We start from the raw sequence: 22,160 nt of genomic DNA, 5'->3' as shown, positions 1-22,160 counted from the left end.
CTTACTGCGGGCCAATCCGCTGATAAACAGGATTTACATCGGCCAGCTCTGCGCTAGGGTCATCAAGATTGATGGCCTGCTGAATTTGTTTTGCTGCCGCTTGCCAAGCATTTTCGTCATCGGCGTGCAGCATCAATAAGTTTTGCCCTTGGTCAACCACAGCCCCTAACTCTACGAGTTCAGTAATGCCCACGCTGTGATCTATCGCCGCTCCTGGCACACTTCTGCCGCCACCTAAGCCGACTACCGCCATACCTAGCTCTCGGCAATCCAGTTGTTTCACCATACCGCTATGCTTGGCCATTACAGGCCTAATCACTTTTGCTTGCGGTAAATAGTGTTCGCTACGCTCAACAAAGTCATTTGGGCCGCCTAAGGCGCTCACCATTTTGGCAAAACGCTCTAAAGCCGCTCCCGAGCTAATACTGTCGGCAAGCTTTTGTTCGGCTTGTTGTTGGCTCTCTGCTAAGCCGCTCGATAACAGCATTTCTGCTGCTAACGCAGTAGTGACTTGATGCAAACGATGCGCCGAGGTATCCCCTTTTAAGTACCTCAAAGTCTCGGCTATTTCTACCGCATTACCAGCACTAGGTGCTAAAGGTTGGTTCATATCGGTCAGCAAGGCGCAACATTTAACACCCGCCGCGTTACTCACTTCAACAATACTGTCAGCAAGGGCTTTAGACTGAGCATAATCAGGCATAAAGGCTCCACTGCCGACTTTAACGTCCATCACTAAGGCTTGAAGGCCAGAAGCCAACTTTTTACTAAGAATCGACCCAGTAATCAGTGGGATAGATTCTACGGTCGCGGTTACATCTCGGATCCCATAAAGACGCTTATCGGCAGGGGCTAATTCGCCAGTTTGCCCAATAATGGCAATGCCAACCTCTTTGACGATCGTTTCAAATTGCTGTGAACTTGGACTGATTGAATATCCAGGAATAGCTTCCAGTTTGTCTAAGGTTCCGCCGGTGTGGCCTAAGCCCCGCCCCGAAATCATCGGCACATGTCCACCGCAGGCTGCAACCATTGGCCCCAAGATTAATGACGTTAAATCCCCTACACCGCCAGTAGAGTGTTTATCGACTACTGGACCTGGCAAGTTGAGGTGTTCCCAATTGAGTACTTGGCCGGAATCACGCATCGCACAAGTAAGAGCTGTAGCTTCACTCGCATTCATACTGTTGAAATAGACCGCCATAGCAAAAGCGCCTATTTGGCTGTCACTCAGTTGACCATTGGTAATACCGTCAACGATGAATTGGATTTCTGCCAGAGATAGCACTTGGCCATCTCGTTTACGTCGAATTATTTCTTGAGGTAACAACATAAGCATTCCTTAAACGGGACTAACCTTAATAACCAGCGCCTGCTTGAGCATTTTCATCGCCAGAAATTGTTGCTTGTAATGCAGCTAACAAACTTGAGGCGCCAAAACGGAAGTGCGCTTCGCTCAGCCATTCATCACCCAGTGCTTTAGTGGCAATATCGAGATAAATTTTCGCTTGTTCGGCACTTTTCACTCCGCCGGCAGCTTTAAAGCCACAGTCAGGGTTAAACTCAGCAATCGCATTTAACATGATTTCTGCCGCTTCAGGGGTTGCGTTTACCGGTACTTTTCCGGTAGACGTTTTAATAAAGTCTGCACCGGCTTTAATCGCCAACTCACTGGCTTTAGCGATCAATGCTGACGTTTTAAGCTCGCCACTTTCAATAATGACTTTTAACTTGATGGCATCGCCACAAGCGGCTTTACATTGTTGAACTAAATCAAAGCCTACTTGCTCATTACCCGCGATTAGCGCCCGCCATGGGAAGACCACATCTACTTCATCAGCACCGTAAGCGACTGCAGCCTTGGTTTCGGCAACCGCTAAGGCCACGTCATCTTCACCCAATGGGAAGTTAGTCACTGTAGCTATTTTTACATCGCTTGCGCCGTGTTCCGCTAATACTTTACGCGCAAACGGGATGAATCGAGGGTATATACATATTGCAGCCACTTGTCCTTGAGCCGACTTAGCTTGAGCACATAATGCCGCGACACTTTCACGCGTATCGTCATCATTTAGGGTGGTAAGGTCCATCAACGAAAGGGCCTGACGCGCAACAGCGTTTATAGACTGAGACATAACTATTCCTCAAAATTTAAGATATAAGCTATTACTAGACGAGTAATAGACAAGGCTGATAACGGCTTCTTGGCAATTTACCAAGAAGCCCTACTAGCTATAGCAGACTGAAAAAGAAACCTGCAAGTGCAGCACTCATTAAGTTAGCCAATGAAGCAGCAGCAACTGCTTTAAGGCCTAAACGAGCAATGTCGCTGCGGCGGGTGGGAGCCATGCTACCCAAACCACCGAGTAAAATAGCGATTGATGAAAGGTTAGCAAAACCACATAGCGCAAAGGTGATAATCACTTGAGTATGCTCTGATAAGGTTTCACGAATCTCGACAAAGTTGATGTAAGCGACAAATTCGTTTACCACCAGTTTTTGACCAATAAAGCTACCTGCCTGAACCGCTTCAGCCCATGGCACACCAATAATCCAAGCAACCGGCGCGAAAATGTAGCCTAGGATAAGCTCAATCGTCAGGTTATCAACACCAAACCAACCACCAATGCCACCCACCATACCGTTAAGCAAGGCAATTAAACCAATAAAGGCTAATAACATTGCACCTACGTTTAAGGCTAAGTGTAAACCCGTTGACGCACCTGATGCTGCTGCATCAATGACGTTTGCAGGGCGTTCTTCTTCGGCTAAAGTGGCTTCCATATCTTGCTCTGAAGCAGCGGTTTCAGGCTTGATGATCTTAGCCATCAACAATCCGCCGGGGGCGGCCATGAAAGAAGCCGCAATCAAATACTTAAGCTCTACACCTAAACCGGCGTAGCCTGCTAGTACTGAACCTGCTACTGAAGCTAAACCACCAACCATAATGGCGAACAATTCAGATTCACTCATTTTTGGAATGAACGGCTTAACGACAATTGGCGCTTCTGTTTGACCAACAAAAATATTTGCCGTTGCAGACATAGACTCAGGGCGACTCGTGCCTAAGGCTTTTTGTAGTGCGCCGCCAATGACCAAAATAATCTTCTGCATAATGCCCAAGTAGTACAGCACTGCGATTAATGAAGAGAAGAATACAATGATAGGCAATACGCGGATTGCGAATACAAAGCCGACACCGTTGCCAAACATGGCGTCGGTGCCTAAACCACCAAATAAGAAGTTAATGCCCGCTTGTGCACTATCAATAACCGCTTGCACGCCGCCAGATACCGCAGCAAGTACATCTTGACCAAATGGAAGGTACAATACAAAAGCACCAAAGCCAGCTTGGATAGCAAACGCACCAAACACAGTGCGCTTATTAATTTTTTTCTTATTGTCGGAGAGCAAAAATGCAACGCCAAGTAGCGCAATCACACCCACTAAGCTCATTACTGTACTGTTCATACATGTCCCTAATTGTTTAGTTATCTTTCAGTTGAATCAACATCGCGTTGCTCGATCTCGAGATGTTTCGATGAGCTAGCACAACATTTAATATAGTATTTATTCACGCTTCGTAGCTAATTGAGACAATCTCATTTAAAAAACCAAACGTGGCAATATTTTCGTCGGCAATCATACCGTGGCTTCTGCCCCAAAATGATAGCCAGATCAAACCAAAATGACTTACATAAGCATTCCCATCGCTTAATAACCCAATATGTTGATAAGTATTCACTAATTGCCTAAGATGACAAAGTAATGACAAACTGACTGAACGGCTCAGTACTTTTACTTTTTAAAATAGAGGTAAAAGAGGCTGCTTGTTTTTAACTCAATCAGTTAACGATGGGCAGTGTAGGTATTAAACCGGTTAAAATTTGTGATGAAAGTCACCAGATTATTGTTAATAACTATGCAACAACAAGATAATAACCAAAAGTGTTGAAAGGACTTCTGTGTGCCAAGTAGTAAACTGAAAGCTGCAAAAGCAGTGCAAGACTCTGCAGCCCTACACTTCAGGCTGCATTACAATTGTTGTAAAAACTGTCGCTGCCAGAATTTTGGTTTAGTCGAAAGCGCTGATTATTTGGCTGAAAGCTTCCAACTGGGTTACCCCGCCCTGCATTGCAAAGCCTGTGGCAGCTATCCCCCTTTGGTAGACAGTGAAAGCGTTAATCGCATTATTGACGAGCGTGCTAAGCAATACCTCAGCAAAGCGCCCTGCGGATGCGGTAATTGCGAACCCGGCTTCTTCCTCGGCCCTAGTGTTGGCGTTAAGCGCTATGGTAAAACAGGTGCCAATAGCCAACGTTATCAATGTCGGCAATGTGAGTCAGTTTTTACTCAGGTCAGTATCAAAGGAGAGGAGCAATTAGCTACATTATTCAATAGTTTAAGCTTGGGGCATAGCCCGCAGAAAATAATGCAGCAGCTAAGTATTGCACCCAAAATTTATTATCAATTACTACAAAGACTATTTCATTGCTTACGCTTTTATACTCGCCAGCAAGAACAAAAAAGCTTAAACGGTAGTTTTATTGCGATTCATACCGAAAGTCAGATACATGCATTTTCTGAACAAAAGAAAATTTGGACCTTATGCTCTACCGAAGTGAACTCGGGTTACGTATTACTTCATAGCCACAATCAAACTCAGCTTGAACTGAACGACAATGCTTATTACCAGCAAAAAGCCTCAACGTTGCTCCCCTCGCTGACCGAAAGCCCAATCGTAGAAGCGCTAAAGCGACGTTATCAACTCACATTAAACCGCTATCATTTTGAAGATTTACACTATGGGCCTACAGTAAACTTGCGGGGAACCAAACTATTGCAACCCTCGGTTTGTGCTTATGCACACTTTCAACTGCTCTCGGGTTTTACCCAACATAGTGAAAATTTTCATCATTATATTGAGCATGAAAGCAGTATTCGAGGTGCGGCATTGATGTGCTGTGTAGACGAAATCAAACAGCAAAGAGCTGAAATCTTTTACCTATACCGCCACCCTCGTACCCAATCTGATATGGGGACCACCGGCAATAAAGTCGGTTGGTGGAACGACCGTTGGTTTCCTGCAGACTTTGGCGCTTTTTGCGGTATTACTTCTGTTCAGCAAGTCCCCGCACCTATTTCATTGCCGCAACCAGAAGCATGCCAAAACTACTTCACACATCTGCAAGAAAATATGTCGAAGCAGCTGAAAAGTGCCAGTTCTGTCGATGCACTATTTGAAATCAACCGAGCCCTTTTTAATTACGTGATTCCAGATCAACAAGGCGTAAGCCCTGCAATGCGGTTAGGCGCTAGCCAAAAACTAATGACGGGTAGCGAATTAGTCAATGCCGCGGTCGCGGCGGTCAACCAAGATCATGTGCTTAAGTTTAATACTTGAAGGCTATTAGACCAAAGCATGTGTTTTAACTGACCGTGTGACTCACTGCGTAACTCACTCAAGCACTGAAAAATAGCGGCCAAATGCAACGGAGTATTATGCTCTGTTGTCATTTGGTATAGCGGCATATCGGGGGCATCAGTCTCTAAAACTAAAGCATCGATAGGTAAGCGACGCAATGCTTTACGGGTTTTTTCTGAGCGAGGCCAAGTGATCCCGCCGCCCACGCCAATCTTAAAGCCTAAATCGACAAACCGACTGGCTTGCGTATAGCTACCACTAAAACCATGAATAATACCCCCCACATCAAATTGCTGCTGTTTAATCAACTGAGCAAGGCGGTCGTGCAAACGAACAGAGTGCACCAATAGAGGCAGTCGATGTTTTTTGGCGGCGACAATTTGCTGAACAAATGCAAACTCTTGATGAGCGAGGGTTTCAGGAAAACGGCCATCTAAGCCGCACTCTCCCCATGCGCTAAGTGTTTGCCGATGCTTGTAAACTAGCTGGTCTAGCGTATCTAGCTGCGGTAGCAATTGCTCAGGCTTTCCCAATAATGCGCTCCGTTCTAAAAAGCACGGGTGGTAACCTAAGCCCACTTTGAGCATGGGATGTTCAGCTAAGGAGAGAACGGTTTGCCAGTTTTGTGGACCCACTGCCGGCACCATACATAACTGAATATCGTGCAGCTCAAACTCAGTCAAGTTTTTAGCCAGCTCGTCACTAAACGGCAAGAAATCTAAATGGCAATGCGTATCAAACCAAGCCATATTAACTATTGCCCTATTGTTTCATGATCAGTTTTTTCATGAACAGCTTTTTCATGAACAGTTTTATCATGCTCTTGGGGTATACAGCTACGACAAGGCTTATCTAACCCATTTATCGCTAGCCAATGGTCGTAACCTGCTAACTTATCTCGAAAAAACTTGAGCATACCTGCAAACATATTCTTCCCTTAAGCTGGCTAACACAACGTTTATGCGAATTTTACCCACATAACTAGGTAATATCTCTTAATTCGGCTATTGATTCAGAGAAATACTAGGGAAACGATATTGAATTCACTTATCCTTAGCCCTACCCTAAAGCTCAATCACTCTATTTTATAGTGATTGCAGGGATTAACATAAAATAATTTCATGACGCGACGCGGACTACACTTAATGAGTCAGGCAATCTAGTCCAGCGCACCAAGCCTCTACTTATAGATTATACTTACTGCATTGTTGGCCAAGTCATCGCCAAAAATGCATAGGCAATTGAATATAAGTGCTTCTAGGCAAGCTATTGGTGTCACCCCAGACTGCAAAGCGCTCAAGTCAAACTAGTCATATTGATGTAATTAGAGTAGACGTTTCCATACAAACAGGGAGTTTAACGTGAAAAAATTCACCACCAACCTAACTGCTGCAGCTATAGCAGTAGCATCTTTTGGCGCTTTGGCCGCTAAACCAGCCGTTGTTTATGATACCGCCGGTAAATTTGATAAATCTTTCAATGAAGCAGTGTTCCGCAACGGCGTTGAAGTATTCAAAAAAGACAAAGGCGTTGATGTTCGCGAATTTGAGCCACAAAACGAAGCGCAACGAGAGCAAGGTTTACGTCGCCTAGCCAGCCGCGGTTTTAGCCCAATTGTCGCAGTGGGCTTCAATATGGCATCTGCCGTTGAGAAAGTTGCCACTGAGTTCCCAGACACTAATTTCACTATTATTGACATGGTAATTGATAAGCCAAACGTTCAATCGGTGGTGTTTAAAGAACACGAAGGGTCTTTTTTGGTCGGCGCATTAGCAGCTAAAACCTCTAAAACAGCGACCGTTGGCTTTGTTGGTGGAATGGATATTCCACTGATTCGTAAATTTGCTTGTGGTTACAAACAAGGTGCTTTGTATGCCAACGCTGATATCAAAGTACTGGAAAACATGACCGGCTCAACGCCAGCGGCTTTTGCTGATCCAGCTAAAGGTTCTGAACTAGCTAAATCGCAATTTTCTCAAGGCGCTGATGTCATCTACGCAGCAGCTGGTGGAACCGGTTTAGGTGTATACCAAGCAGCAAAAGACGCGGGTAAACTCGCGATTGGCGTTGATTCAAACCAAAACCACCTGCAGCCAGGCACTATGCTGACATCTATGGTTAAAAAAGTGGGCGCCGTAGCCTACAGCACCTGGGAAGAAGGCATGAACGATACTTGGCAGCCCGGTATCAAAGCCTTAGGTCTAAAAGAAGATGCTGTTGATTGGGCTCAAGATGAGCACAATGCCGCGTTAATCACGCCTGAATTAGAAGCCTATGTTGAGACTATTAAAGCTGACATTATCGCTGGAAAGATTAGCGTTCATGACTACATGTCTGACAATACTTGTAACTACTAAGTAAGCGCTTAGCCACCACGCCAACCTCGAGTTGGCGTGTTTTTACTCGCTAGATATTGGAAATCTAAATTGACACAAGCAGCTGATTTTGCCATTGAACTGGAAAAAATCGATAAACGCTTTGGTAGCGTTCACGCTAATCGCAGTATCGATCTGGCAGTTCCCAAAGGCACAATTCATGGCATTATTGGTGAAAATGGTGCCGGTAAATCCACTTTAATGAGCATTATCTACGGCTTCTATCATGCCGATGCAGGTTTAATGCGAGTTAACGGCCAGCCCTATAAACCGCAAAATTCTCAAGAAGCGATCAGCGCGGGTATTGGCATGGTGCATCAACATTTCATGTTGGTAGACACCTTCACTGTATTAGAGAATATTGTCTTAGGCGCAGAAGGCGGATGGCAGTTAGACATTAGCCTCTCCAAAGCGCGTAAAAAACTAGAACAATTGGCCAAAGATTACGGCCTAGATGTGCCTTTAGATGCCTTAGTTGGCGATCTAGCGGTAGGTCTTCAGCAGAGGGTAGAGATCCTCAAAGCGCTGTATCGAGATGCCAAAATCCTCATCCTTGATGAACCCACAGGGGTGTTGACCCCTCAGGAAGCCAATCACCTGTTTACTATTTTGGGTAAATTACGCGATCAAGGCACGACGATAATGATCATCACCCATAAGTTGCGCGAAGTATTAGCGATTACCGATAACGTATCGGTAATGCGCCAAGGTGCAATGGTAGAACATGTCGTCACAGCAAAAACCAATCAAGAACAGCTTGCCGAGTTCATGGTAGGCAGAAAAGTACTGCTACAAGTAGAGCGAGGCCAAGCAAAACCTCAACAAGCCCTCATTGAAGTGGACCAACTCAGCTATACCGACGCAGCCGGTGTCGCCCGAGTAAAAGAGGTCTCTTTCAAGGTGCGAGCCGGAGAAATAGTCGGTATAGCTGGAGTTTCGGGCAACGGACAATCTGAAATACTGGCATTACTTAGCGGTATTCTTAAACCCGCTAGCGGCAGCATTAGCCTCAATGGAAAACACATTAGCCATGAGCACGCCAAAGACCCTCGTGAAGTAAGAGCCATGGGGGTGGGTCATATTCCCGAAGATAGACATAAACAGGGCTTGATCAATAAGTTTGCGGCAAAAGAAGCTTACATTCTTGGCTATCATCATCTCGAACAATACAACAACGGCTTGTTGCAAGATAAAAGCGCGATTGACCACGCCTGCCAAGAAAGCATGCAGAAATGGGATGTTCGCCCCAGTGACAGCAATCTGAAAACTGCGAATTTCTCTGGCGGAAACCAGCAAAAGCTGGTCATTGCTCGAGAGATGGAACAAAACCCAGACATTTTATTAGTAGGCCAGCCTACTCGCGGTGTAGATATCGGTGCGATTGAATATATTCACCAGCAAATTATTCACTCGCGAGACGCCGGTAAAGCAGTACTGCTGGTTTCTGTAGAACTGGATGAAATCATCAATCTAGCAGACCGTATTTTAGTGGTATTTGACGGTGCTATTGTCGGTGAAGTTAGTGCCGAGCAAGCTGATGAAAAAACCTTAGGATTAATGATGGCCAACATTGTGCCAGAGCATATTAAGCACACTGCTCAGGGAGGCGGGTTATGAGTCAAGCACAAGTACCTGCATGGGTAAGTGTTGCCCTATTACCTGCTATTAACGTATTTGCAGCTTTTCTGGTGTCGGCACTATTGTTTATGTATATAGACATTTCGCCTATCGACGCTATAAAAGTAATGTGGACTGGTGCTTTTGGTTACGCTGAGGGCTTTGGTTATACCCTCTACTACACCACCGGTTTTATTTTTACTGGCTTAGCGGTAGCAGTGGCATTTCACGCAGGTTTATTTAATATCGGAGGTGAAGGCCAAGCCTATATAGGCGGGCTGGGCGTAGGCCTAGTGTGCTTAACATTGGGCGAATATATGCCTTGGTATATCGTGTTTCCGGTGGCCATTATTGTTGGTGGTTTATTTGGTGCAGCTTGGGCGTTTATTCCGGCCTACTTACAAGCTAAACGCGGCTCGCACATTGTCATCACTACCATCATGTTCAATTTTATCGCAGCGTCTTTAATGGCCTACTTACTGGTAGATGTATTAAAGCCAGACGATACCATGGCGACTGAAAGCCGAGTATTTGCGGTATCTTCGTGGTTACCTAAAATGCACGAAATGCTCGCTTGGTTTGGCATTAGCATGTCCCGTAGTCCGCTAAATTTGAGCTTCATCTTTGCGCTGCTTTGTTGTGTCTTTGTATGGTTATTTATCTGGAGAACACGTTGGGGCTATGAAGTTCGCTCTGTGGGGTCAAACCCCAGTGCTGCGGGCTACGCTGGTATTAGCTACCTGAAAACTGTTGTAGTAGCGATGCTAATATCGGGCATGTTGGCGGGGTTCTTTGGACTTAACGTCTTACAAGGTGAACTGCACCAAATTAAACTCAACTTCGTTGAAGGTTTTGGTTTTACTGGGATAGCGGTTGCATTAATGGGCCGTAACCACCCGCTAGGTGTGCTGTTAGCCAGTTTACTGTTTGGTTTTCTTTATCAAGGTGGTGCTGAGCTGAGCTTTGAATACGGCGTTGACCGTAACATTGTGGTGGTACTCCAAGGCTTAGTGATTTTATTTTCTGGTGCTTTGGAGCACATGTTTAAACCCTCACTTGAGCGCAGCTACCTGAAAATTTTTGGGAAAAAGCAAAGCCATTCAGAAGGAACTGCTTAAGATGTTTGAAACGATAATCTTAATGCTAGATGCAACTATTCGAGTTGCAACACCGCTAATTTTTGCATCCTTAGCAGGTATGTTCTGCGAACGCTCTGGCATTGTAAATATTGCCCTCGAAGGTAAGCTACTGGCGGCCGCTTTTGTTGGCGCAGCCACCGCTCATGTTACAGGCTCAGCATGGTTAGGCCTGTTAGCCGGTGTGGCTATTTCAGTGCTACTCGCACTGCTCCATGGATTCGCTACGATTACCCATCGCGGTGACCATGTAGTAAGTGGCATGGCCATCAACATTTTAGCGGCTGGCTTAACTGTGACTTTGGGCCGCCATTGGTTTCACCAAGGTGGACAAACGCCCGCGTTAAGTGGTGATGCTAGATTTGCCCCAATCCATTTACCCGGTGCCGATGCAGTGGCAGATATTCCAGTGATTGGTTTGCTTTACTCTGAACTGGTCAGCGGCCACTCGGCCTTAGTTTACCTGCTGCTAATTACCGTGCCATTAGCCTGGTATGTGATGTTCAAAACCCGCTTTGGGCTGCGCTTAAGAGCGGTTGGCGAATCCCCAGCAGCGGTTGATACCGCTGGTATTTCAGTGGTCAAGATGCGTTATAGCGCGGTGATTATTTGTGGCTTACTGGTGGGCATTGGTGGGGTTTACCTATCGGTGGCGCAAACCGCACAATTCATCCCTAATATGAGTGCAGGTAAAGGTTACATGGCACTGGCTGCGCTAATCTTTGGTAAATGGCGACCTTTTACCGCCTTAGGTGCATGTTTGTTATTTGGCTTTTTGGATGCTATGGCTATTCGCTTACAAGGTGTTTCAATTGGCGACTTTACCATTCCAGTACAGGCCATTGAAGCCATACCTTACGTGCTAACAGTGTTCTTATTAGCGGGATTCATAGGCAAAGCAGTAGCGCCTAAGGCGATTGGTGTGCCTTATACTAAAGAACGTGAATAATATCACCATTGAACCAATAGTATTGGTGTGAGGCTATCCAATAGCCATAAAAAAGGTCGCAATTGCGACCTTTTTTATGCGTCAGTAATGATGACAAATTTAGTGTTCGCGGGTTTTCAAAAACTTAACACTAGGGTAGCGTTCAGTGGCCAAGTTTAAGTTAACCATTGTAGGCGCGAGGTAAGTAAGGTTGTCACCACCATCTAGGGCCAAGTTGTCATGCGCTTTTTTCTTAAATTCTTCAAATTTCTTAGTGTCATCACCAGCACACCAACGCGCAGTGGCTACACTAATACCCTCATATACCGCTTCTACTTTGTATTCAGTACGTAGGCGATGAACCACCACGTCAAACTGCAATACACCTACCGCGCCAACAATTAAATCGTTATTGCGCATTGGGCGAAATAACTGCACTGCACCTTCTTCAGAGAGTTGAATCAAACCTTTAAGCAACTGTTTTTGCTTCAAGGGATCTTTCAAGCGAATACGGCGGAACATTTCAGGGGCAAAGTTTGGAATACCGGTAAACTTCATCGCTTGACCTTGGCTAAAGGTATCGCCAATTTGAATCGTGCCATGGTTGTGCAAGCCAATAATATCGCCAGCAATCGCTTTTTCGGCGGCGCTGCGGTCGCCCGCCATAAAGGTTACCGCATCTGAAATACTGACGTCTTTGCCTAAGCGCACATGGCGCATTTTCATTCCCTTGTTGTATTCACCTGATACTATGCGCATAAAGGCAATACGGTCACGGTGTTTAGGGTCCATGTTGGCTTGAATTTTAAACACAAAGCCCGAAAAACTGTCATCACTTGCGCTTACTTCACCTATATCGGTAGCACGTGGTTTAGGGGCTGGCGCCCAGTTAGTTAAACCTTCTAACATATGGTCTACACCAAAATTACCCAAAGCCGTACCAAAGTATACGGGAGTGAGTTCACCCGTTAAAAATAGCTCTTGGTCAAACTCATTAGAAGCGCCCAATACCAGCTCGAGCTCTTCACGCATTTGTTCAGCTAACTCTTCGCCCACTGCAGCTTCAACCTCTGGATTATCTAAACCCTTGATTATTTGCTGCTCTTGGATGGTGTGACCTTTACCTGTTTGGTATAAAATCACTTCATCTTTCAGAATATGGTAAACACCTTTAAACAACTTGCCACAACCGATGGGCCAAGTGATGGGCGCACACATAATGTTGAGTTCACTCTCTACCTCGTCCATGACCTCCATTGGGTCACGAATATCACGGTCCAGTTTGTTCATGAAGGTTACGATCGGTGTATCACGTAAACGCGTCACTTCCATTAATTTGCGGGTACGATCTTCTACACCCTTGGCGGCGTCTATCACCATTAAACATGAATCAACCGCAGTAAGTGTTCGGTAGGTATCTTCCGAGAAGTCTTCGTGTCCAGGCGTATCCAGTAGGTTTACGATGCAATCGTTAAAGGGAAACTGCATTACCGAAGTGGTGACCGAAATACCACGCTCTTTCTCCATTTCCATCCAGTCAGATTTAGCATGCGTAGCATTACCGCGGCCTTTAACCGTACCGGCTTTTTGAATCGCATTTCCGAACAACAATACTTTTTCAGTAATGGTGGTTTTACCCGCATCCGGGTGAGAAATGATTGCAAAGGTTCTTCTGCAAGAAATATCATGCAACAGTGAAGCGTTAGACATCGAATAGATTCTTCTAGTTGAGTAACGCGAGGATGCAGCAAAGCGGCAACTTGGCCCTTACAGCACAATCACCCAGCGTTTAGTTAATCGTAATTGGCGGCTATTTTCGCCGATCTAGCCTTGATAAACAATCGGTGCTTTTAGCAGCAGACCTAAAAAGCCCTTAAGAACACCGATATATTGCTCCCAATCGCGGGAAACAGCACCCGATGTGGTATTCAGCCCTATGGTTAAAATGCAAGGGCAGGCATGCGCTTCACTAGACTTTTAGTCTGAAGACTGTAAATCGCTCGTATATCCAGCCCTGCGCTGGTACCACCCCATCAATAATCAGCGGCTAAGTCAGCAAAAACCGGGGAAGCCAGAACTTGTCAGCTTTCTTTACAAACAGCGCTTATTATCAATAAAAACAATAAGAAAAGAGCGGCCACACAAGGGTTCATTCACTTTGGTATAGTTTTTGCCTTTAACTGGTCGTATCAGTTAAATCAGTTAAATCAGGAACTCTACTTTGAATTTTAAGCACCTTGTATTGTCATTTGCAGCCTTATGTTGCAGTACAATTAGTCACGCAACCATTATCGACTTTAACGAGTTAAGCAACGGAACCATCGTAGATAACGAGTACCAGCTCAATTACGGCGTGACGATTAATGCGACGAATGTGGCGCGTAATCAAAATAATATGGCCGTTATATTCGATTCAAGTTTACTGCAAACAGAAGACCCAGACCTTGAGTCACCGTTCACTAATATTAACAACCCATCATTGGGCATTTCTAACCCAGGTAATATTTTAATTATCCATGAGAACGCCAGCTCCTGTGATCTTCTCAGCTGTCAAAACCCTGATGATGAAGGTAGCCGCCCAGCGGGTTATTTCACTATTAATTTTTCAAGCTCGGTGTATTTAGAGAGCATCGACTTCTTCGACATCGAATTGGCTGAAAACGGCTATACACCGGAAAATGCAATTCATTTGTTTGATGCGCAGAATAATGAATTATTCCCTACCGAGTTTTTCACCCCGCATACTGGCGGAGACAATACTTGGGATCGCTTGAACTTTGATGTAGCGGAGGTGGCTTCGATACGTATTAAGCTAAATGGTTCAGGCGCTATCGACAACATTAAGTTTTCGGTTCCTGAGCCTGGTAGCATTGCGTTATTTGCTTTGGCGCTGTTGGGATTAGTTGCTCGACGCTTCAAGTAAATTAAACGCTCGATGATAAAAAAGGCGCTAGATTAGCGCCTTTTTTTATTGCCATTGTTCGAGTTAATCACTAAAAGCGACTGTCGCTGGCTTTATTCGATAAAACATTGCATACCACATCGGAAGCTATCACACTTAATATCGTGGTTAAGGTCGCCATACCTTACTGACATATCTAAAGAGTTTTACAAGCAATCGCCTGCACTACTGCGCCCTTACCAGTGTGATAAATACCTTCTACGACAATACGCTCTAATTCGAGAAGGTGTGTAAATTCCAAGGCCTTTAGTTCAGCCTGTAACGACTCTTTAGATTGCATTACATCCAATGAATTACCGCCACCAGTTGCGAACTGAAGCTGCTTAGGCGTATAAGCTTCTAGCAGGAATACCCCATTGGCCTTTAACGCGCCAACCACTTGGTTATGCAGCTGAGCTCTTAAGGCTGAAGGCAAAGGGTTAAAGATAGAGATGATCCCATCCCATTTGCTTTCACCTAGATCATAATCAGCAAGGTCTGCATGAACAAGCTCAATGCTCACCCCATGTTTATCGGCGAGCTTCTTCGCTTTAGCTAAACCCACCAATGAAGAATCAACGGCAGTGACGCTGAAGCCCTGTTGAGCCAGAAAAACCGCATTTCGCCCCTCTCCTTCAGCCAAGCTCAAAACACGACCTCGAGCAATATCGGCAAAATTAGCGGCTAAAAATTCGTTTGGCTGTGTTCCATAGGCGTACTCTTCAGAGCTATATCTTTCATCCCACATTACATACTCCTTAAATAAGCACCTATATATGGTACTAAATCACAAACATTTAGCCGCGCTTAGACAACTTAAAAACATCAAGTTTGTGTACCAAATAAAAGCTACCAACAATGTATAAGCCCACCATCGATAACTGAACAATACGCCCGACAAATTTTTCATTGGCTAAACCACCATCGCTGCCTATGGTGCTACCTAATATCACCAGGTAGGCCGATAAACCAGCAGCAACTATCGCCCCTTTTGGGTGTAAATAAATGGCTTGGGCTAACAGCATAAAACTGAGCAGCACCAGCAGCGTTAAAAACAGCATGTGCGGCACGGCGACTAATAGATTAAACACCGCAATGGCGATCAGTCCGCCCAAAATATTAGTGAACACGATGCCCACACTAGCTTTGGCACCTTTTGATAGCTCTGGATGCTGTGCCAAAATAGCCACGAAGATAACAACCAATAAGTCAGTGAGTTTATCAAAAGCAAAAAAGTAAACCACCAAAGGAAACACCACCATAGTGCTGACCAAGGCTTTGCGAATCGCTACGTCAGTGCCAACAACACATACTGGGGCAGCCGGAGTTTTGCTAGCAAAACTATCATCTACTGGCACTAAATATTGAACTAAGGCAACAATCAATAATGCAAAAACAAAGGCCAGCATAAAATCGACCACAAAGCCTAAAGCAACTGCTCGACTAATACTGGCTAACATAGGTAAAGCAATGATAGCCACCAACAAAAACAACACCACCAGCTCATTTAAGCCTGTATTAGCGCGATAAAATACATAGAACAGGCACCAAGCGATGATTATCATCAATAGTATTGGGTAGGGTTGAGCCACCAATACAATAGCCAGCCCCGCGACAAAACAACTTAAAACAGCCAAGGCTAGAACCTTCACCATTTTAAGACGTAAAGGGGGTTTACCGGGTAACAAAAACTGCGCTACGAATAATGCGGTTACAAACGACATGCTCCATTCAACGCTTACAGCTAGTACCAATATTAAACAGCTGGTAATGCTAAAACGCAGCATATGCCGTTTCAAGCTATCATGCTGAATTTGCTCAGGCATGAAACTAGTAGACATACGACAGCCAGCTTTTCACTCGTAATGAGAGTTTAGCGAGAGTTTTCATGACAACGGTGCCTTCAGTATATACCGTAACATTGGCCTGAGCGCCTATTCTACGCAGGCCATGTGCATCTTCATCACTGAACTGAATAATCACTGGGAATCGCTGCGGGTCGCGTAACCATCCCGCAGTTTGAGGGATAGAAGGTAAGCTTCCCAAGTTGTTGGATTGCCCAAAATTGACGGCAAAGCCGATAGAACGAACCTGACCTTTAAATATTCTGCCTGGGGCTACGTCTAGCGCAATCTCCACCGGGTCCCCTTCTTTTATGTGCGCGATATTATTTTCACGCATATACGCTTCAATCCATACATCCTTGGTGGTAACAAAGGTCATTAGCGGCTGCCCTTTGTTAGCATAGTAGCCTGCGTCTAGCTGTAGATTAGTCACACCACCATCGGCCGGCGCTAAGATCACCGTTTTACTCAAATCTAAACGTGCCTTACCTAATTTAGCAATGGCCGATTGCAACTTAGGATTGTCTTCACCGCTAGCCCCTAAACTATGTTTAGCTTGTTCTAACTCGGCGGTGGCTTTAGCCACCCCCGCTTTGGCTTTAGCCACATCACTGCGCGCGCGGTCAATATTTTGCTGCGGCACCACATTCTTATCTTCTACAGCAAACAAACGATTGGCATCGCTTAGCACCGATTGATAGGAGGTCGTAGCCTCAAGTAAGCGAGCTTGCGCAGCCGACACCCCCGCGGTTCCTGCGCCGATTTCTTGCCCGGCAGTGGCCAAGGCTGCTTCAGCTTGGTTTACTGCTAAGATGTATTCTTCTTCCGCTATTTTGGCTAAAGGTTGACCTTTTTTTACCAGCTGGTTACTCGTAACCCTCACATTCACCAATTTACCCGACACCGAGGCAGATATTGGAACCACAAATCCAAAGACCCGAGCGTTATCTGTTGTGGGGGTTACCCGATCAGCGACCACATAAACAATGAACACCAGCGCACAAAGTAACAGCACCACTAAAGAGCTATTACGAATGGGATTGGGCTTGGTGGTGGCTAGGGCTTGCTCATTTTGTTCAGACATCAATGTTTCTCTTACTTCCGTTGTAAATTGGCGTGTAAATACACAAAAAGACTTAATCGGTGCTAGCTTGATTATTCAATTCTAACCAAGCGAGTAGAATACGATAGCTTACCGCCAGAACTACCGCACCTAAAAATAATCCCACAAATCCTGACATTAGCATTCCACCTAGTGACCCTAACAAAATCACTAGCATAGGCACATCAACACCGCGAGCTAACAACAAAGGTTTTAATACATTTTCACTAAATCCAGCCAATACGCTCCATACAGCGAAAACAACTGCGACGGTCGTCGATTCATTGTTAAACACATATAAGATTATTGGTAAAACCACCAATATCGGTGGTAACTGGGCAATGGCCAATACTAATACCAATACCGACCAAATCGCAGCGCCAGGTACACCCACCGCAAAAAAACCAATAGACAATAATGCAGCTTGAATCACTGCTACCCCTAAGACTCCTTTAGCTACACTTTGAATGGTATTGCTGGCTAAATTGGTTAACTGAGGTCCGTGATCACCGGCTAGAGCTTTCGCTAGCAATGTCGCACCATGTACCGACTTTTCACCGTTTGCCATAAATACACCAGCAATGATCACCGAAAAGCAAAACATCAGTAAGCCACTCACAAGCCCCCCCGCAAAACTCAAAGCCGCTCCAGCTATATCACCCACTTGGCTGGCATAACCGACTAAGTAACGTTGAAGGTCACTGGCAGCTAGGCTCCATTGTTGATGTAATTTGTCACCGACCAAGGGCCAGGTTTTGATTGATTCCGATGGAGGCGGTATTTCAAAAGTACCCTGCTGAATCTTATCGCTAATGGCAGCGATGCTATCCACTGCTGCCGTGGTGATTTTTACTCCTGGCAGCAAAATGATCGCCAGCGAGACCAGCACAATCACGGTGGCAGCTAGCCCGCCCTTACCTAAAATGTTTTTAAGTTTTATGTATAAAGGATTTAAAGCAACCGCTAGAATCATTGCCCAAACAACCGGGGTAATAAAGGGTCTAATAATCTCAAAACACCACGCCACCAACACAAACAATAACCCTATTTTTACCGCAGCCTCTAGCACACCGCGTTCAAATCCTTTTTGATTCAACATATCCCTGTTCTCTTGGTTATTTAACGCTCAGCACTCAATTAAATGCCATTAGCAGATGACGATTAGTATAGAAAAAAAGCCAAGTAATTGTTTAGTTTATTAAAATAATAACTACTCTGCGATAACATAGTCCCTCAAGGATAAAACAATGGCTGAATCAGTTAAATACGGTTCTACCCAGCCACAACATACTCAACCGATACTCAAAACTGCAAACTTAGCGCCTCTCCTTGATAACCAACGTTTTGTCGCTGTGTACCGCTGGCGCTGATAAGGGTAATCACAAAATGGCGTTGCTGCTGCATACCGCTATAGCTGCCTTGGCGCTCAGCAATCTCTAAATAGGCTTTAGCATCGTGCCAAAAAAAACTAATTTCACTGTATTTACCTTGCTCATATCGATAACTATCGCCTTCGTCTTCATACAGGATAAATTCGCCATCTTGACCCGCATAGATTTGAATATTTAATGGCTCATAAGGGAGCTCATCATGATATTGCACATCAGGGCCATGGGGAATGATGGCTCCCGCTTTTACCAACAAAGGCATACTATCTATCGGGGTCGCCATAGATAGGGTTTGTCCGCCTAGGTAACACTGTTTATTCCAGTAGTTGTACCAAGCGACCCCATCCGGTAGCACCACCTCTCGCTCAGCAGGGTACAGTTGCGTTTTAGTTTGACTTAAACCACGGTGAGCCCAGCTAAGGCTGCATTTTGATGAACCTTGCCAATGAGCATACTCCACCACCAATGCATAACTTTTACCCGCCTGTAATTGGCTTTTAGCTTTGTGATTAACTTGTGCTTGTTGCTGCCAGCTATCAATCAGCAGTATTCCATCTAGGTAAAAACGTACTCCGTCATTGGCATGAATTAACCAATCATAATGACCATCAACCGGCGCGGTAAGCTGAGCTGCCCAGCGCACACTGTAGCCACTTAAGGGCAAACCAGCTGGCGGCCCGCCCGCCCAGTTTCCGTCTAAGGTGTCACATCTATGCTCACTGACGAGCTGCATAAAGCTGTCATCTCGATAATGCTGCTCAATCAGCCCAGACAGCCCTTCTTCAGTTTGCAGGCATGAGCATTCAATCAATTGTTGCTGTAGCTGTTGTTGGTGGAACATCGGCTGAGTCACAGGGCAAACCATCAGGCTATGACCAAACATAAACTGATCACTAATATTGTGTAACTGGCGTTGCTGCCTGAAATCAAACGCTAGCAAACGCATCATTGTGCCGCCATGTTGAGTCACTTGCCACGCCTGCGAATAGATGTAAGGCAACAAGCGATAACGCAATTTATCAAACTTTAACAAAGCATCGAAGGCCCAATCACCCGGCTCGCCAAACTGATAAATCTCACGCGGAGTATTCGCCCCATGAGAGCGAAACAGCGGGCAAAATGCGCCAAATTGAAACCAGCGCACATAGAGTTCTTTATAGGCATCATCATCTACCCCCTCTGGGAAATTAGCGCCAAAACCACTGGTAAAGAAGCCGCCAATATCAGTGGTCCAATAAGGTAATCCGGCAGCACACAAATTTAAACCTGCTGGAATTTGCTGACGCAATACTTGCCAAGTAGCACTAATATCGCCCGACCAACAGGCCGCAGCATAACGCTGTTGCCCTAAATAACTTGAGCGACTAAGGGTAAATACCCGTTTGTCTTCAGCACCTTCAGCTATATCTTTTCGCTGTGCTTCGTAAACGCCTCGCGTGGTCATTAACGAGTAGCCATTAAGTACTTTTTTCCATGAACCTAACTCTGTGTCACGCTGCTGATAACAAAACTCAACGCCATCTTTTGGATTTTGAGTGGAGATAAATTCAGGTTCTGTACCGTCCATCCATAGCGCATCCACACCTAAATCCATCAAGCCTTGCTTAACATGCTGCCAATAGATGTCGCGCCCTTGTTGACTATAGGCATCGTAAATATGGCCATAAGCCCAATGTTCGGTTTCAAATAAATGGCCGTGCGCTAAGAGCTGATTAAATACCGGACTCCCCCTACCCACTATTGGCCAAATCGATACCATCAGCTTAAAGTTCATGGCGTGAAGCTCGGCAATAGTTGCCGCTCCATCACCAAAGGTTTGTGGGTCAAACTGCATGGCGCTCCAGCCTAGGTCTCCCCAATACTTCCAATCTTGCACAATATTATCGATGGGAATGTTTTTCTCACGATAGCGTCTAGCCGTAGCGAGCAAGTCTTCGGCATTAACGTAGCGCTCTTTGCTTTGCCAGTAACCATAAGCCCAGCGACCAAACAATGGCGCTGCGCCAGTTAAACGCCGATATTGCTGAATGATTTGTTCAAACTCTGGGCCATAAATAAAGTAGAACTCAATGCTGTCGCCAGCTTCACTGCTAAAATTAAAACCATTATCTCGACTCGTAAACTCGGTAAACGACAGTTGATTCCATAAAATGGCATAACCCTTAGTTGAAAGCAGCAAGGGGGCAGCAATGCCTTTATTTGACTGGCATATTTCTCGGCGTTGACTGTGGTAGTTAAAGATCCCATCAGGGTATTGGCCTAGACCATAAAAGGCTTGATCACCATCGCTAACAAAATATTGGGCAATGGCGCCATCGCCACTTTGTGGGCTCAACTGTGTCTCGCCTAAGTGTAATAGCGATTCACCCTTGGCAATGTTAAAGCTAATACTAGCGTCATCAAAATCAACGCACAATTCTGAGCTTAACAACTGGCTTGCAGAGCAGAGTTCAGGCTCAAAAATAGGCTGTGGTAAAACGACTAATTCACTTAACGCTTTAGCCTGGTCGAATTGCTGTGAGTTAAGCGCTATACGCACTTTTACCGTGCAAGCGTTAACAAAACTAAGCTCAGCAATCCCTTTAGTTAAGCTACCATCAACAAGAAACGAGAAAGGAAACACTCTAGCCGACATACAATGTACCCAAGGCGGTTAATAATAAGCTTAAGTGTAAATCACCCGGTGATATTTAGCGGTTTAGTAAAGCAGCAATTAAACCAAATTTGATGAATGTGGAGTACAGAGCACAAAAGGGTAAGTGACAAATGTGAGCTTTTAACTTCTGTGGTTCCAACTTGAGCTGATAGTTAGCCAATTTTTAGAGAGCCTTGCCTGCTTAACGTCGAGATAAGTTATTGTTAGCCCGAATCAGTTAAATTTAAGTAGACCCAGCCCTCTTGTCATTCTTTAACTACTTGTGATGCACCTGGCCAAATAGCAACTATTTGGGTTCAGGCAAAACCGGTGGTGTACTATCCATGTGAGTTAAGAAGTTTAACCAAATGTCATGGGTTCGCTGCTTGGTTAACGCCGTTTTACAAGAGATAGCCATTACACCTCGAATAGTTCCCTCACGCCATTGTGTATAAACAGAGCCACAATGAGATGACATATAAACCTGCCAATCTTTTTGTGCAACGTTGATTGATGCTATCAGCTCAGGATCATAATCATTATGCTCAAAGCTTGCTTCCAGATACTGAGTTAGCTCTACTTTTGCCAATTCCAATTCGATAGCGGCACATTGGTTAATCTCCAGTGTATTTAAAGCATTATCACAATCGACAGCTTTGTTCGCCGCCAAAACAGTAAACGACAAACAAGCCAGAGCAAATACAATACACTTTTTCATTATTTTCCTATTGCGCATAAAGCCTAATTAACAGGCAAATATTTATTGGCT

Annotated in this window: 18 protein-coding genes; 6 read left to right on the top strand and 12 right to left on the bottom strand. The window is 45.1% G+C overall.

Annotated elements, in window-relative coordinates:
• Position 1: 1 nt before the first annotated feature.
• From deoA to ACVFI8_RS14750, 3 genes are all read right to left on the bottom strand, one after another.
• Positions 2–1,333 carry a thymidine phosphorylase gene (gene deoA, locus ACVFI8_RS14760; RefSeq protein WP_457871760.1) on the bottom strand — a complete coding sequence of 444 codons (1,332 nt, stop codon included), beginning with the start codon at positions 1,331–1,333 and terminating at the stop codon, positions 2–4.
• A 25-nt stretch (positions 1,334–1,358) separates the two neighbouring features.
• A complete protein-coding gene (gene deoC, locus ACVFI8_RS14755) occupies positions 1,359–2,135 on the bottom strand; it encodes a deoxyribose-phosphate aldolase (protein ID WP_248712814.1) in 777 nt (258 codons plus the stop codon).
• A gap of 97 nt (positions 2,136–2,232) precedes the next feature.
• Complete coding sequence (locus ACVFI8_RS14750; protein WP_248712815.1) at positions 2,233–3,471, bottom strand: NupC/NupG family nucleoside CNT transporter; 1,239 nt, start codon at positions 3,469–3,471, stop codon at positions 2,233–2,235.
• Between the two features lie 496 nt (positions 3,472–3,967).
• Between ACVFI8_RS14750 and ACVFI8_RS14745 the strand changes: the two genes are divergently transcribed.
• Positions 3,968–5,404 (top strand): hypothetical protein, encoded by a 1,437-nt coding sequence (locus tag ACVFI8_RS14745; RefSeq protein ID WP_457871759.1) that lies wholly within the window; start codon positions 3,968–3,970, stop codon positions 5,402–5,404.
• On the opposite strand, the gene ACVFI8_RS14740 is transcribed toward ACVFI8_RS14745, so the two are convergent.
• Positions 5,380–6,174, bottom strand: a complete 795-nt coding sequence (locus ACVFI8_RS14740) for a TatD family hydrolase (RefSeq protein WP_457871758.1) — start codon at positions 6,172–6,174, stop codon at positions 5,380–5,382. The two genes, ACVFI8_RS14745 and ACVFI8_RS14740, sit on opposite strands and share 25 nt — an antisense overlap.
• A 5-nt stretch (positions 6,175–6,179) precedes the next feature.
• Entirely contained in the window at positions 6,180–6,353 is a 174-nt protein-coding gene (locus tag ACVFI8_RS14735; protein ID WP_457871757.1) for a hypothetical protein, read from the bottom strand.
• Between the two features lie 433 nt (positions 6,354–6,786).
• On the opposite strand from ACVFI8_RS14735, the gene ACVFI8_RS14730 reads away from it, so the two are divergent.
• From ACVFI8_RS14730 to ACVFI8_RS14715, 4 genes are all read left to right on the top strand, one after another.
• Positions 6,787–7,782 carry a BMP family lipoprotein gene (locus ACVFI8_RS14730; RefSeq protein ID WP_248712818.1) on the top strand — a complete coding sequence of 332 codons (996 nt, stop codon included), beginning with the start codon at positions 6,787–6,789 and terminating at the stop codon, positions 7,780–7,782.
• 69 nt (positions 7,783–7,851) lie between these two features.
• Positions 7,852–9,417, top strand: coding sequence for an ABC transporter ATP-binding protein (locus ACVFI8_RS14725; protein WP_457871756.1), 1,566 nt, complete (start codon positions 7,852–7,854; stop codon positions 9,415–9,417).
• Positions 9,414–10,535 (top strand): ABC transporter permease, encoded by a 1,122-nt coding sequence (locus ACVFI8_RS14720; RefSeq protein WP_248712820.1) that lies wholly within the window; start codon positions 9,414–9,416, stop codon positions 10,533–10,535. The genes ACVFI8_RS14725 and ACVFI8_RS14720 overlap by 4 nt, the downstream gene beginning before the upstream one ends.
• A gap of 1 nt (position 10,536) precedes the next feature.
• The gene (locus ACVFI8_RS14715) at positions 10,537–11,502 is read left to right on the top strand and encodes an ABC transporter permease (protein ID WP_457871755.1); all 966 of its coding nucleotides are present in this window, start codon (positions 10,537–10,539) and stop codon (positions 11,500–11,502) included.
• Between the two features lie 99 nt (positions 11,503–11,601).
• Here ACVFI8_RS14715 and prfC read toward each other — a convergent pair whose 3' ends face one another.
• Complete coding sequence (gene prfC, locus ACVFI8_RS14710; RefSeq protein WP_248712822.1) at positions 11,602–13,191, bottom strand: peptide chain release factor 3; 1,590 nt, start codon at positions 13,189–13,191, stop codon at positions 11,602–11,604.
• Positions 13,192–13,702: 511 nt separating this feature from the next.
• On the opposite strand from prfC, the gene ACVFI8_RS14705 reads away from it, so the two are divergent.
• Positions 13,703–14,404, top strand: coding sequence for a PEP-CTERM sorting domain-containing protein (locus ACVFI8_RS14705; protein ID WP_457871754.1), 702 nt, complete (start codon positions 13,703–13,705; stop codon positions 14,402–14,404).
• A 175-nt stretch (positions 14,405–14,579) separates the two neighbouring features.
• On the opposite strand, the gene ACVFI8_RS14700 is transcribed toward ACVFI8_RS14705, so the two are convergent.
• The 6 genes from ACVFI8_RS14700 to ACVFI8_RS14675 all read right to left on the bottom strand — a co-directional run bounded on the left by ACVFI8_RS14700 (position 14,580) and on the right by ACVFI8_RS14675 (position 22,109).
• Positions 14,580–15,170, bottom strand: coding sequence for a class I SAM-dependent methyltransferase (locus ACVFI8_RS14700; protein WP_457871753.1), 591 nt, complete (start codon positions 15,168–15,170; stop codon positions 14,580–14,582).
• Positions 15,171–15,219: 49 nt separating this feature from the next.
• Positions 15,220–16,263, bottom strand: a complete 1,044-nt coding sequence (locus ACVFI8_RS14695) for a DUF2955 domain-containing protein (protein ID WP_457871752.1) — start codon at positions 16,261–16,263, stop codon at positions 15,220–15,222.
• The gene (locus ACVFI8_RS14690) at positions 16,253–17,350 is read right to left on the bottom strand and encodes an HlyD family secretion protein (RefSeq protein WP_248712826.1); all 1,098 of its coding nucleotides are present in this window, start codon (positions 17,348–17,350) and stop codon (positions 16,253–16,255) included. The genes ACVFI8_RS14695 and ACVFI8_RS14690 overlap by 11 nt, the downstream gene beginning before the upstream one ends.
• 52 nt (positions 17,351–17,402) lie before the next feature.
• Positions 17,403–18,467 carry an AI-2E family transporter gene (locus ACVFI8_RS14685; protein ID WP_457871751.1) on the bottom strand — a complete coding sequence of 355 codons (1,065 nt, stop codon included), beginning with the start codon at positions 18,465–18,467 and terminating at the stop codon, positions 17,403–17,405.
• A gap of 203 nt (positions 18,468–18,670) precedes the next feature.
• Complete coding sequence (locus ACVFI8_RS14680) at positions 18,671–21,391, bottom strand: TIM-barrel domain-containing protein (protein WP_457871750.1); 2,721 nt, start codon at positions 21,389–21,391, stop codon at positions 18,671–18,673.
• Between the two features lie 307 nt (positions 21,392–21,698).
• Positions 21,699–22,109, bottom strand: a complete 411-nt coding sequence (locus tag ACVFI8_RS14675) for a lysozyme inhibitor LprI family protein (protein ID WP_457871749.1) — start codon at positions 22,107–22,109, stop codon at positions 21,699–21,701.
• Positions 22,110–22,160 lie beyond the last annotated feature (51 nt).

Source organism: Agarivorans sp. MS3-6, assembly GCF_054112545.1.
Note: the sequence above shows the minus strand (reverse complement) of the source record. Positions and strands in the feature narration are given on the sequence as shown.

Bases quoted from the DNA above. Each gene is read 5' to 3' on its own strand.
- deoA (WP_457871760.1), bottom strand. From the start codon at position 1,333: ATGTTGTTACCTCAAGAAATAATTCGACGTAAACGAGATGGCCAAGTG.
- deoC (WP_248712814.1), bottom strand. From the start codon at position 2,135: ATGTCTCAGTCTATAAACGCTGTTGCGCGTCAGGCCCTTTCGTTGATG.
- ACVFI8_RS14750 (WP_248712815.1), bottom strand. From the start codon at position 3,471: ATGAACAGTACAGTAATGAGCTTAGTGGGTGTGATTGCGCTACTTGGC.
- ACVFI8_RS14740 (WP_457871758.1), bottom strand. From the start codon at position 6,174: ATGGCTTGGTTTGATACGCATTGCCATTTAGATTTCTTGCCGTTTAGT.
- ACVFI8_RS14735 (WP_457871757.1), bottom strand. From the start codon at position 6,353: ATGTTTGCAGGTATGCTCAAGTTTTTTCGAGATAAGTTAGCAGGTTAC.
- ACVFI8_RS14720 (WP_248712820.1), top strand. From the start codon at position 9,414: ATGAGTCAAGCACAAGTACCTGCATGGGTAAGTGTTGCCCTATTACCT.
- ACVFI8_RS14715 (WP_457871755.1), top strand. From the start codon at position 10,537: ATGTTTGAAACGATAATCTTAATGCTAGATGCAACTATTCGAGTTGCA.
- prfC (WP_248712822.1), bottom strand. From the start codon at position 13,191: ATGTCTAACGCTTCACTGTTGCATGATATTTCTTGCAGAAGAACCTTT.
- ACVFI8_RS14700 (WP_457871753.1), bottom strand. From the start codon at position 15,170: ATGTGGGATGAAAGATATAGCTCTGAAGAGTACGCCTATGGAACACAG.
- ACVFI8_RS14695 (WP_457871752.1), bottom strand. From the start codon at position 16,263: ATGTCTACTAGTTTCATGCCTGAGCAAATTCAGCATGATAGCTTGAAA.
- ACVFI8_RS14690 (WP_248712826.1), bottom strand. From the start codon at position 17,350: ATGTCTGAACAAAATGAGCAAGCCCTAGCCACCACCAAGCCCAATCCC.
- ACVFI8_RS14685 (WP_457871751.1), bottom strand. From the start codon at position 18,467: ATGTTGAATCAAAAAGGATTTGAACGCGGTGTGCTAGAGGCTGCGGTA.
- ACVFI8_RS14680 (WP_457871750.1), bottom strand. From the start codon at position 21,391: ATGTCGGCTAGAGTGTTTCCTTTCTCGTTTCTTGTTGATGGTAGCTTA.
- ACVFI8_RS14675 (WP_457871749.1), bottom strand. From the start codon at position 22,109: ATGAAAAAGTGTATTGTATTTGCTCTGGCTTGTTTGTCGTTTACTGTT.